The following is a 12,846-nucleotide window of genomic DNA, read 5'->3' as shown; positions in this document are numbered from 1 at the left end:
TTTTTTATTTCTAAAACAACTCCAATTGTTGTCCAGCAACATTCTTAATTTGAGGCTTCTTCCCCATAAAATAATTCTATCTGGCTAAACTGTTTATCTGTTATGCATAAAATCCCTATTTGACCAAATTCCGGTAGGAAAGACTTGACACGTTTGATATGAACTTCTGCATTTTCATAACTGGCACAATGGCGAACATAAATAGAAAACTGAAACATTGTAAAGCCGTCTTTCTGCAGGTTCTTACGAAACAAGGTATAAGCTTTCTTGTCTTTTTGAGTTTCTGTAGGCAAATCAAAAAATACAAGTATCCACATAATACGATATTCACTGTATCTATCCATCACATTTCTGGATAAGCAATTTTACGCAATTCACCACTAAAGCATTTATATAAAGAGGCAGTTGTCTGAGTAGCAGCTATCATTAACGGACTTCGTTTTCTACCTATAACCACATCAAGCGTGGGAATCGTCAATAAAACAGATTTTATTTCCTTGGTCAGTTCTATATTTTCGCCATAAGTCTTGACAAGTTGAAATACAAGTTTATCTACATAAGGGCGATAAGGCTCCATTATATCATCAGCCAGACAATAAGCATTATAGCGGTTATGATGATGTATGCCTAAAGTTGGCAACAAACCACTGGAAACTAAAGCACGGGCTATAATCGCGCGTAAAATAGCATAGCCATAATTTAATAAATTATTGGGAGGGATTCCGTCACGGTCGCGTGTAAATCCTGGAATATGAGCATAAAGTGTTTTCCAATAGTAAGCAGCAGCCCTCGCTTCCAGATTATCAGGATCGCCGCTTTTTACTTCTTCCGCCCAAATCCTCATGCATTTATTGTCTTCTCCTGAACAATATTGCAGGACATGTGCCTGATTCTGTATTTTAACTTTTATAGTTTGCTGCCACAATTGTTTCTTCAACGGAAGAGTTGCCGTGAGTTGTTCCCTAAATCTTTCATTCTGTACTGTATTTCCATAAAGTGGCAATAACAGTCCTACAGGCATACTTTTGTTATCACAAGTTATGACACTACAATTGTTTTCCAAAAGCGCTTCAAGCGCTCCCGAAGTAATTGTTATCTGCTTGTGATCTAATATCACCAATCCTATATCTTCTATCGGTCTGGTTATAACCGATTGAGATTTAAAGCATTCTGGAAGTGAAGCATTACGCTCCACTTCCGGCAACTTAATAACCAACTGCTTATTTTGCAGTGATAAATAAGCAGGATTGCCAAAATACAGTGTTTTCTTTATCATTATATCATATTTGTATCAAGGAAACATTACCTAATCTATCTATCTTAATAGGAACACAAATTTCTTTTATCATTTCATTTGTTATTGCACGCTCCATCTTATTTAAAGAGGAATACTCATTTTTATCCCAAATTGAATTAGCAACAAATACTTTTATAAAGAAACATTGACTACCAGAAGAAGAAACCATTTTATAAATTCTTTCTCTATCCAAAGGTTGAATTATTCTGCTGCTATTACGTTCTTCTTCTGTTGGTAAATAGACCAAATCATTAGGAGATAAAACAAATTTTGGCAGATTACCATTTAAATCTTCCGGGGCAGCAGGTAATCCTTGTTTTTTACGCTTGATAACTTCGTTCAGAGGTATGGTTGCAAAAGTCCGTTTACAGACCTGCTTTCCTATAGCCTCATCCTCTTGTACAGATTCATATACTGCAAAAAACAAATTGGTTCCCTTGGCTGCTTCTACAAACTTTTTAGCTTTATTTCCACTCTCACCAACAGCAAACTTATCTGCTTTTTCATAAGTCCGTACTTTATAAATGGGTTGATGCCATTTGCCATCGTTCAGAATTGTCATATTCTGATTCATACGGTCTATTCCATCAGGAGAAAAAGCCATATCCGGATCGTTATTATTTTGCTGTAAATGATGTAGCAAAATCTTTTGTACCCCTGTATCCGTAACTTCTTCTTCAATTTTCTTCTGATCAAAACTTGGATCTAGTGATTTACGTGTTGCAAAGAAGCGTTCATTTGTCTCCTTTGTAAAATAGTATACCTTGATTTTCTTTAAATTGACATCAGCCCAGACATCCTGATGGGTTTCGAAGTACTTCGCTATTGCTTTCAGGTCATACTGAGATTTTAGCAACTCATACAATTTGTTTTTCAATGACTTATCCACAACAATCGACGGATTCTTGACAACGTCTCTCAAAGGAAGTGTCTTTTCCTTACGCAAATTAACTTCACCATATACCGTATCTTTGTGCATCGGTTTACGGATTGCCCAACGATCACCCTTAGTCTGGGGAATCATTCTCTTTTCTCCAGCCTCATTATAATGCTGATAATAGTTCGTGGTACGATTGATTACCCGAAGATTCTGCTTAAAGCTGACAACAATATTCGTCAATGCTGCATATACATCCTGTGTAAATGTCTCCCAAGGTTTACGAAGAATCCATTTGTAATTACCGTTTGCGTCTGTTTTCACCTTTTCACACAACAAACGTTGCAGATCATAACGAGATATCTCAGAATTCTTTCTTGCAGAAGAGTTATTGAGATAGTTTACAATATTCCTATTAGCACAGGCTATGACTATGGCATCCATCGCATGATGACGATGGTCTATTCTTTTTTTATTAAATCCTTTTTGCAGATACAAAGGTAAGGCAGGCAACAGATGACCGTTTACACTTGTAGAAGTGAAATCTGTTCTGCCAGTAATCTCATTCAACCGTAAAAAACGTGGAAGAATAATCCGGTTCCATACCTCCTGTACTCCCCAATCCTTCTTCAACCGATCTGTTATTCCACCCGTACAAACTATAACATTCTTTGACAAACCATCCTGTTCTCCCTCTTCACATACCAAATTTGAAAGTAAAGATGTCACTACCCTACTGATATATCGACTATCATTCAACTGACGCTCAATAAAACTATCAGGTATATCTTCCAGCAACAGTTTCTTCATCTTCTTGCTATTGCCAAAGTAAGATTCTTTCACGAAACGTTCATACTCTTCAACCGAAAAGACAGGAACCGTTTCACCATTCCCCAGTTCAACCATCTCACCGGAATGCTTTTTGATAAATTCATATCCCAGACAATTATCTTTCAACTTATTCACAGCTGATTCACAAATGACCTTATTGGAAATAGAATCATCAAAATAACGTGACTGTGGTATCACATGCTCTATTTCATAAGCTGGAGTAAACAATTTACCAAGCGGAATAACCCTACCGGTATAAGGTGAACGATATCGTTGCTCCAGCCAAAGTTTATACCGCAAGACTTCTGAAGTTGTGGGACGTTTCTTTACATCATTTTCTCTAAACTTTTTCAATATTGCTGTGATATCATCAGGCAAATCCTTTTCTGCAATACCCGACAAAACTCCATCTTCATAAATTCGTAGAATCTCTTGCTGCCCAGGCGAGTAAGGATGAACATTTTCTATCTCAAATTCAGGGTTCATAAACTCTGCAAGCAACGCTTTTATACGCAAATTGGTATTTTCATTTTCCTGTACCTGAGCTGTTATCCGAGCACGTTCTTTGGCCGGATTCTTCATCTCACGACCTAATTCAACATGAATTTCATCTATTTTACCTTCTTGCTTCCAAATATCTCGTACAGTACGCAAAGATTCTGTAATAACCTGCTCTACAATAGGATTACGCAATGAATTCTGTTTGAACTTACTCAAGAAATGATCAATATCAGCAGGAGTTTCCCATTTCACAAGTTCTTTTGATTCAGAATGACGATCATAAACAATATAACATGCCAACCACAAAGGAAGTCCACGGAAAGAAGATATATCTGTCAAAAGCATAGCCTTTTCACGCACACGAGAACGAATAGTTTCATCATATTCTCCTGTCAGAATCTTTTCTATTCGATCGCGGGTTTGCCTGTCAATGGCCTGCTCATTCCAATACTTTCCCATGCGCATCAATGCAAGCAATTTACGGATAGCTTTCAAGGAGTAAGCTGCATAATTACTTTCAAAAGGCGGAATTTTGGCAAAGACTTCCACAAAACTTTCGTTCAGACAGTTCTTCGCTGCAAAAGTACCTAAAGCCTTTGTCAACTCTTTCTTATCTGATATAGAATACAGTATATGCCATAAAGCCTCTTCCTTTTCTTCTGTCAGGAATTCCTCCGGAACTCCAGCCTTACTCAGTCTGCTCTTGATTTCCGCTCTTGTCTCATTACATGGATAACTCTTGTCTTCTACATAGTTCCAACGATAATTAGCCTGCTCATTTTTCTTTAATCCGAAAGGTTTATATGCCAGAAGAAACTTTTGACTGATTTCTTTCCGTTCATTCAGCCAGTCGAATAATTTTACATAATCCTCCTCACTCGGCAAGAATTCACGTGTTACATCCACATCCAGCTTAAGAGATCCATCCATCATTCTTTCACGCTGATATATGCGTAAATTAGAAAGGAATTGCCACAACCGGAATTCCTGAAACAGCGGATGTGATTTGGAAACACATTTTAATGGAACATGATGCAAACTGCCATCCTTCTTATCCTTATATATATGTGATTCATAGGGACAATTGTCTATCAATCCTTTCTGGCTTTTCAGTGGACGCTGATAAAACAATATATCTTCTATCAGAAAATAGATAAAACTGGAAGCAGATAATAACCGACGATGTGCTTCATTGTTAGGATATAGTTCTTCAATACAAGAAAGCAACAAATTATGATCTTGCAAAGCTGCGTGAAACTCAGACTGCTTAACCAAGATCTGTCGAAGTTCGTCTTTATAATATTTACGTTCTATCGTACGAACCAGTTTTCCTCTGATTTTCTGATTGGGCATACAAAGTAATGATTCATAAATATATGTACCAACAGTTTTACCACTTTCATCAATCTGCGCCTGCGTTCTGGTTTTCAGTAATCCCCAATCATCTTCTTTAGGAGCCCGGAAAGAACGCTTCACGTTACCTTCCTTATCCTTTTTGGGATTTCCGGCATCATCTAATTCTGTTGTTACAACAAACTCTTTCACCTTACCGGTCCAGTCTAAAGGAATATTGCTGGCCCTCCGGTAAACCCAGCCATTTTCCAATGTAACATTATACCAGATGTCCTTTCCCTTACGCTCTCCGGAGTCTTCCACAGATACGACCTTCAGCGCATGATATTCTACTGATTTATTATTTTCTTCCTGTTCTTCTTCTCCTCTCAACTGATAGTATCCTCTCTTTTGATTAAAGTTGAGAAGTATCCAGGCCAGTTCTTCCTTAGTTATTTCCTGAGAAAGAGCTTTCTTCCGCAAATAATAAATAGTCCAGTCATAAGGTATCTTTTTCTCTCCCGCAACCAGTTCCGGCTGATGCTGACGAAAGTCTTCAAGCATCTCATGAAATGATTTCTGAAACAGAAATTGATATCTGCCAGAATCATCTTTATACCAGGCCAGTTTAGGCTCTGTTTCCGGCAAGAACTTGCCATATCGATCCAGTTGAGAAGCATAATGTTCCGGCAAAAAACCCATAACAGACAGAACCCGATGCAAGCGTTCTCTACGAAGTAAGCTACGTTCCAGCAAGCGACGTATTCCTCGAAGTCTTGTTCGTTCCGCTACTGGAGATTTAGTATTTCCTTTTCCAAAGTCTCCTAATGTAGTAGCATCCATAGGAATAATCCTACTGCCACAAGAAGAAATACCTACTAGTTTTTCTTTACCTTCAGAATCTATATTAGAATTGATTACAGCCCATCCGATACTATTTGTTCCTAAATCTAAGCCTAATGTCTTTTTCATAATCTACTTAAGTTATTTTTTCTCAAATATAGACAAAATTTATCTCACAAAGATATCGGTATCAAAAAACTTTTCATATATTTGCAAATACTAAATTGAAGCAAATCACAATAAGGATTATTCCGTTGTGAAAACAATTAAAGCGGTCTTGCAAAAGGTCGCTTTCTTTTTTTATACTTTCTCTTTTACCCCCAAAACAATATCATCAATAAATACGCACGAAAAAAACGCCACTCCAAAAGGAACAGTCCTTTCAGAGTGGCGCCAGTAAAAATCAGATTATCTGTCAGCCGGATTATTTATATTCATCCCAGCTCTTGATAGCGATATCATCGATAGTCATCGTACAGAATGCATGAATGAAGGCACTGGCCAGACGTGCATTCGTAACCAAAGGAATATTCAGATCGACAGCTGCACGGCGGATCTTGTAACCGTTATCCAGCTCACCTGCCGACAGGTCACGCGGAATATTCACTACCATGTCGATTTCCTTCTTATGAAGCATTTCCAATGCCTGAGGATGTCCTTCCTCGCTCGGCCAGTATACACGGGTGTTTTCAATTCCATTTTCTGTAAGGAACTTCGAAGAACCACCTGTTGCAAAGATATTGTAGCCTTTCTTCTTCAATTCCTGAGCAGCCTTCAGCATTTCCACCTTCTGCTTCGGTGTTCCGGTAGACATCAGAATGTTCTTTTCCGGAATGCGGTAACCGACAGACAGCATGGCTTTCAGTACGGCACATGAAGTGTCTTCACCGATACAGCCCACCTCACCGGTAGAAGCCATGTCGACACCCAGTACAGGGTCGGCCTTCTGCAGACGGTTGAATGAGAACTGGCTGGCTTTGATACCTACATAGTCGAGTTCAAACAAGTTCTTTTCAGGCTTTTCAACCGGCAATCCCAACATAACTTTTGTAGCCAGTTCGATGAAATTGATCTTCAGAACCTTGCTGACAAACGGGAATGAACGGCTGGCACGCAGGTTACATTCGATAACCTTGATATCGTTTTCGCGGGCCAGGAACTGGATATTGAACGGACCGGAAATGTTCAGTTCCTTCGCAATCTGGCGGCTGATGCGCTTGATGCGGCGAACGGTTTCAACATACAGCTTCTGCGGCGGGAACTGGATGGTAGCATCTCCCGAGTGAACGCCGGCAAATTCGATGTGTTCACTAATGGCGTATGCAACGATTTCACCGTTCTGTGCAACGGCATCCATTTCCACTTCCTTGGCATGTTCGATGAACTGGCTGACTACAACCGGATGTTTCTTCGATACATTGGCAGCCAGCTGCAGGAAGCGTTCCAGCTCTTCCTGGTTGGAACATACGTTCATGGCAGCTCCAGACAGCACGTATGACGGACGAACCAGTACCGGGAATCCTACTTTCTGGATAAATGCATTGATGTCTTCCATTGAAGTCAGTGCGCTCCATTCCGGCTGGTCAACGCCGATGCGGTCAAGCATGGCTGAGAACTTGTCGCGGTCTTCAGCATTGTCAATGCTCTTGGCCGATGTTCCCAGGATATTTACTTTCTGTGCATCCAGACGCAGTGCCAGGTTGTTCGGAATCTGTCCGCCGGTAGAAACGATCACGCCGTGCGGGTTCTCCAGATCAAGAATATCCATGACACGTTCGAAGGTCAGCTCGTCGAAGTACAGACGATCGCACATATCGTAGTCAGTAGAAACGGTTTCGGGGTTGTAGTTAATCATAACGGAACGGTAGCCTTCCTTGCGGATGGTGTTCAGTGCCTGAACGCCGCACCAGTCGAACTCTACGGAAGAACCGATACGGTAAGCTCCCGAACCGAGTACCACGATACTCTTATGGTCGCCCAGATAATGTACATCATTGGCAACACCGCTATAAGTCAGATACAGATAGTTGGTCTGTGCAGGATATTCAGCTGCCAGCGTATCGATCTGTTTTACAACCGGAACGATACCTACTTTCTTACGATGGTTGCGGATGTCGACGATGGCATCTTCCATTTCACCTTCGTATCCGATGGCACGTGCCACCTGGAAGTCAGAGAATCCCTGACGCTTGGCTTTATAAAGCAGTTCGTTCGGAAGCTGTGAAAGCAGCTTATGGTTGTTGCCCCATTCATGGAGTTCCTTGGATGTCTGCATGATGTTCATCAGCTTGTCAAGGAACCATTTGTCAATCTTGGTGAGGTCGTGGATCTGGTCAACAGTGTAACCGGCACGCATTGCCTTCGAGATAACGAAGATACGCTTGTCGGTCGGTTCGCGCAAGGCCTTGTCGATGTCTTCGATCACCAGTTCCTTGTTTTCTACGAAACCGTGCATGCCCTGACCGATCATACGCAGACCTTTCTGAATCGCTTCTTCGAAAGTACGTCCGATGGCCATGACTTCACCGACAGACTTCATGCTGGAACCCAGCTCACGGTCTACACCGTGGAACTTGCCCAAGTCCCAGCGGGGGATCTTACATACACAGTAGTCCAGTGCCGGCTCAAAGAAAGCAGAAGTAGTCTTTGTTACCGAGTTCTTCAGGTCAAACAGTCCGTAACCCAGACCTAACTTAGCAGCAACGAATGCCAGAGGATAACCGGTTGCCTTGGAAGCCAGTGCAGATGAACGGCTCAGACGGGCATTTACTTCGATTACCCGGTAGTCTTCTGATTCGGGATCAAACGCATACTGAACGTTACATTCACCCACGATTCCGATATGACGGATGATGCGGATAGCCAGTTCACGCAGTTTGTGATATTCGCTGTTGGTCAGAGTCTGTGAAGGAGCGATAACGATAGACTCACCGGTATGGATACCCAGAGGGTCGAAGTTTTCCATGTTACATACGGTGATACAGTTGTCGAAACGGTCGCGTACCACTTCGTATTCCACCTCTTTCCAGCCTTTCAGACTCTTTTCAACCAGCACCTGCGGAGAGAAAGAGAAAGCTTTTTCAGCCAGTACGTTCAGTTCTTCTTCATTGTCGCAGAAACCTGAGCCCAGACCTCCCAGTGCGTATGCAGCACGGATGATCACCGGATAACCCAGTTCCTTGGCAGCACGGCGGGCATCTTCAATGTTTTCAACCGCTTCACTCTTGATGGTCTTTACATTGATTTCATCCAGTTTCTGTACGAACAGCTCACGGTCTTCCGTATCCATGATAGCCTGTACGGGAGTACCGAGCACGCGTGCATTGTATTTTTCAAACACACCGGCCTTATACAGAGCCACACCGCAGTTCAAGGCAGTCTGACCACCAAACGACAGCAACACGCCGTCGGGACGTTCTTTGGCAATCACCTTCTCTACAAAATAAGGAGTCACAGGCAGGAAGTAAATCTTGTCTGCCACGCCTTCCGATGTCTGTACGGTAGCGATGTTCGGGTTGATCAGAATGGTTTCGATGCCTTCTTCCTTCAACGCCTTCAGAGCTTGTGAGCCGGAATAGTCGAATTCGCCTGCTTCACCGATCTTCAAGGCTCCGGAACCTAACAATAATACTTTCTTTATATCTTCTTTCATTGTTTTCTTTTGATTTTAATGGATTACAGCAACTTTACAAACTCGTCGAACAGGAATTCCGTATCTGTCGGGCCACTGGCAGCTTCAGGATGGAACTGTGCCGAGAACCAGGGGTTTTTCTTGTGACGGATTCCTTCATTGGAACCATCGTTCATATTGATGAAAAGAGGTTCCCAGTCTGCTCCCAGGGTGTTGTTGTCCACTGCATAACCGTGGTTCTGTGAGGTAATGAAACATTTTTCAGTTCCTACCATACGCACCGGCTGATTGTGGCTGCGGTGACCGTATTTCAGCTTGTAGATCTTGGCTCCACCTGCCTTTGACAGCAGCTGGTTACCCATACAGATACCGAAGATAGGCAGTTTCTCGTTCTGCATGGCCTTGCGAATGTTCTGCACGGCAGCATCACATGTATCGGGGTCGCCCGGACCATTGGAAATAAACAGACCGTCGAACTGCAGAGAGTTGAAATCGTAATCCCAGGGTACACGGATGATTTCCACATCACGTTTGAGCAGACAACGGATGATGTTTGACTTCACACCGCAGTCAACCAGTACCACTTTCTTCTTGCCTTCGCCTTCATTGTAACGGATGATCTCCTTGCAGGAAACCTTATCAACATAATTCACACCGGCATAGGCAGCTTCGGGAATGTTGTCCGGTTCATCGTCGAAAACGATCTTTCCCATCATCACACCATGCTCACGCAAAACCTTGGTCAGTTCGCGTGTGTCAATACCTGTAATACCCGGAATCTGTTCACGCTTCAGCCAGTCGCCCAAGCTTTCCACTGCATTCCAGTGAGAATACTTCTCGCTGTAATCGCTCACGATAATCGCTTCGGCATGAATTTTTTCGCTCTCCATAAAGGTGGGCAGTCCGTTTGCTTCAAACGTGAACGGAGGCACGCCATAGTTACCAACCAACGGATAAGTCAGCGTCATCAGCTGACCTGCATACGAAGGGTCGGTCAGGCTCTCAGGGTATCCGGTCATCGCTGTGTTGAACACCACTTCACCGGCTACCGGTTTCTCATAGCCGAACGACTTGCCATGAAAGCGGCTCCCGTCGTCGAGGATCAATGTTACATTTCTCATTACCTTAAATATTCTGTATCTATTGTTTACTGTTAATATTTCTCTACTTTTCTCAGAACTGATAGATCTGTTCTACATAATCAATAAAGGCCTGGTTCACCAGTTTCACTCCGCCCGGTGTCGGATAGTCACCGCTAAAGTACCAGTCTCCTTCATGATCCGGACAAGCTTCATGCAGTCCTTCAAGAGTCTGGTATACGATTTCTACTTTAGCCTGGGTTCCGGCCGGTGTCAGCAGTTCCACCATCTTGGCAGAAATCTCTTCATCGGTAAACGGAGCATAGATTTCCTTCACATAGTTCACCATTTCTTCTTTCGGAAGCGACAGCTGTGCCTTCGACTTGAGGTAAACATCCTCAATGACACGCTGCATGCCCCGTTCTTCCAGCAAGGCAATGGCTGCCTTGAAGGCGATGAACTGCTCCATGCTCGCCATGTCAATACCATAATAATCCGGGTAACGGACCTGCGGCGAAGAAGAAACAATGACGATCTTTTTCGGATGCAACCGGTCCAGAATACTGATGATACTCTGTTTCAGCGTCGTACCACGCACGATACTGTCATCAATAATCACCAGATTATCTTCGTACGGAATAAGACTTCCGTAAGTAATGTCGTATACGTGTGCTGCCAGATCATTACGTGTGTTACCTTCGGCAATGAACGTACGCAACTTGATATCTTTTATAGCCACCTTTTCACTGCGGATACGCTGGGAAAGAATCTGTTCCAGTTCGCTGTGACTGGGTTTATGTCCCAATGCTTCAATCCGTTGTACCTTCAGCTGGTTCAAATAATTGTCAAAACCTTCCAGCATACCATAGAAGGCTACTTCGGCCGTATTGGGAATAAATGAAAAGACCGTATGTACCACGTCGTAGTCAATGGCTTTCAGAATCGGATCAACCAGTTTTTCACCCAGCTGCTTGCGCTCGCGGTAAATATCCATATCACTTCCGCGGCTGAAATAGATGCGTTCAAACGAGCAGGCCTTCTTTTGTTTCGGCTCATTGATCTGTGCCAGACGCATCTCTCCTTTCTTATTGACCAGAATAGCCTGTCCCGGAAGAAGTTCATGTACGCTGTCGGCCGGTACGTTCAAAGCAGTCTGTATAACAGGACGCTCAGAAGCCAGTACCATGATTTCATCATCCATATACCAGAATCCCGGACGAATTCCCCAGGGATCACGAACGGCAAAACTTTCACCGCTACCGGTCAGACCGCAGATGACATATCCCCCATCCCATTTCGGACTTGAAGTTTTCAATACATTGGTCAGATCAATCCGGTCTTCAATGGCATGTGTTATATCCATTCCTTCCAGACCTTCTTCTTTGCATTGCTGGTAAAGCCGTTCCACTTCACGGTCAAGGCGATGTCCCACCTGTTCCAGCATGATATAAGTATCGGCATATTTACGGGGATGCTGGCCGTCGGCTGTAATGTCAGCAAAGATTTCATCCACATTGGTCAGATTGAAGTTTCCGCAAAGTGCCAGATTCTTTGCACGCCAGTTGTTGCGCCGCAAAAACGGATGCACGTATGAAATACCACTTTTACCCGTCGTTGAATAGCGTAAATGTCCCATATACAACTCACCGGCAAAAGGCAGACACTGTTTGGCATATTCTGCATCGGCCATCTGTTCGGGTGTCAAATCCTTGAAACAACTGTGAACCGTACTGAATATTTCGGTAATCGCTCCCGAGCCTAGTCCGCGCTCGCGAAACATATATTCTTCACCTGGGTTTGCCTGTAACTTGACACAAGCCAGACCAGCCGCTTCCTGACCGCGGTTATGCTGTTTTTCCATCAACAGATAAAGCTTGTTCAGTCCGTACATCCAGGTCCCATACTTTTCCTGATAATATTCCAGCGGTTTTAACAGGCGAATCAACGCAACTCCGCATTCATGTTTTAATGGTTCCATATTGTTCCGAATCGTTAGTTAGTCCTTATACAGCATCAAAAAAATACCTGAACTTGCCAACAAGCAATTTCAGGTATTTTCTCACTATTAAATTTTCACAAATATCACAGCCTAAATATGAAAAGGACTGCAATGCAAGATAGAAAAATACAAAAAAATATGTGTTCAGCCAACCCGAATCCGGATAAGCTCTTTTAACTTCTATCTGTTTCTCTAAACTATACATTGAATCCCACTTATACTTCGGGGTGCAAATATAGCAATTTTCCGTGAAAGGACAGCTATTTTCTGAATTATTTATATTTTGACAGGCTGCTATTCAATTTATGTTCCAAAGAAATTCTTTACCGACATTCACTAAATACAGATTCACATAAGTATATGTCTGTCACTAATCTTTCATTTCTTTATTACAAAGCCCAATATAATACAGAAACAGACTCAGACAACCAGTCGATAAAATCACCCAAATACAAC

General features: G+C 42.6%; 5 protein-coding genes and 1 pseudogene. All 6 read right to left on the bottom strand.

Annotated features, from left to right (window positions below):
• Window positions 1-10: 10 nt before the first annotated feature.
• A pseudogene (cas2, locus tag BACCOPRO_RS13665) lies at window positions 11-344 on the bottom strand (CRISPR-associated endonuclease Cas2).
• The gene (gene cas1 / locus BACCOPRO_RS13660; protein ID WP_008144471.1) at window positions 344-1,276 is read right to left on the bottom strand and encodes a type II CRISPR-associated endonuclease Cas1; all 933 of its coding nucleotides are present in this window, start codon (window positions 1,274-1,276) and stop codon (window positions 344-346) included. Before cas1 ends, cas2 begins: the two are co-directional and overlap by 1 nt.
• A gap of 4 nt (window positions 1,277-1,280) precedes the next feature.
• Window positions 1,281-5,810, bottom strand: a complete 4,530-nt coding sequence (gene cas9, locus BACCOPRO_RS13655) for a type II CRISPR RNA-guided endonuclease Cas9 (RefSeq protein ID WP_008144470.1) — start codon at window positions 5,808-5,810, stop codon at window positions 1,281-1,283.
• Window positions 5,811-6,105: 295 nt separating this feature from the next.
• Window positions 6,106-9,333, bottom strand: a complete 3,228-nt coding sequence (gene carB / locus BACCOPRO_RS13650) for a carbamoyl-phosphate synthase (glutamine-hydrolyzing) large subunit (RefSeq protein WP_008144469.1) — start codon at window positions 9,331-9,333, stop codon at window positions 6,106-6,108.
• 23 nt (window positions 9,334-9,356) lie between these two features.
• Entirely contained in the window at window positions 9,357-10,433 is a 1,077-nt protein-coding gene (carA, locus tag BACCOPRO_RS13645) for a glutamine-hydrolyzing carbamoyl-phosphate synthase small subunit (RefSeq protein WP_008144468.1), read from the bottom strand.
• 52 nt (window positions 10,434-10,485) lie between these two features.
• A complete protein-coding gene (locus BACCOPRO_RS13640) occupies window positions 10,486-12,369 on the bottom strand; it encodes an amidophosphoribosyltransferase (protein WP_008144467.1) in 1,884 nt (627 codons plus the stop codon).
• Between the last annotated feature and the right edge of the window lie 477 nt (window positions 12,370-12,846).

Source organism: Phocaeicola coprophilus DSM 18228 = JCM 13818 (genome assembly GCF_000157915.1).
Lineage (GTDB): Bacteria > Bacteroidota > Bacteroidia > Bacteroidales > Bacteroidaceae > Phocaeicola > Phocaeicola coprophilus.
This window is presented reverse-complemented; position numbering and strand designations above follow the sequence as displayed.

Bases quoted from the DNA above. Each gene is read 5' to 3' on its own strand.
- carB (WP_008144469.1), bottom strand. From the start codon at position 9,333: ATGAAAGAAGATATAAAGAAAGTATTATTGTTAGGTTCCGGAGCCTTG.
- cas1 (WP_008144471.1), bottom strand. From the start codon at position 1,276: ATGATAAAGAAAACACTGTATTTTGGCAATCCTGCTTATTTATCACTG.
- BACCOPRO_RS13640 (WP_008144467.1), bottom strand. From the start codon at position 12,369: ATGGAACCATTAAAACATGAATGCGGAGTTGCGTTGATTCGCCTGTTA.
- carA (WP_008144468.1), bottom strand. From the start codon at position 10,433: ATGAGAAATGTAACATTGATCCTCGACGACGGGAGCCGCTTTCATGGC.
- cas9 (WP_008144470.1), bottom strand. From the start codon at position 5,810: ATGAAAAAGACATTAGGCTTAGATTTAGGAACAAATAGTATCGGATGG.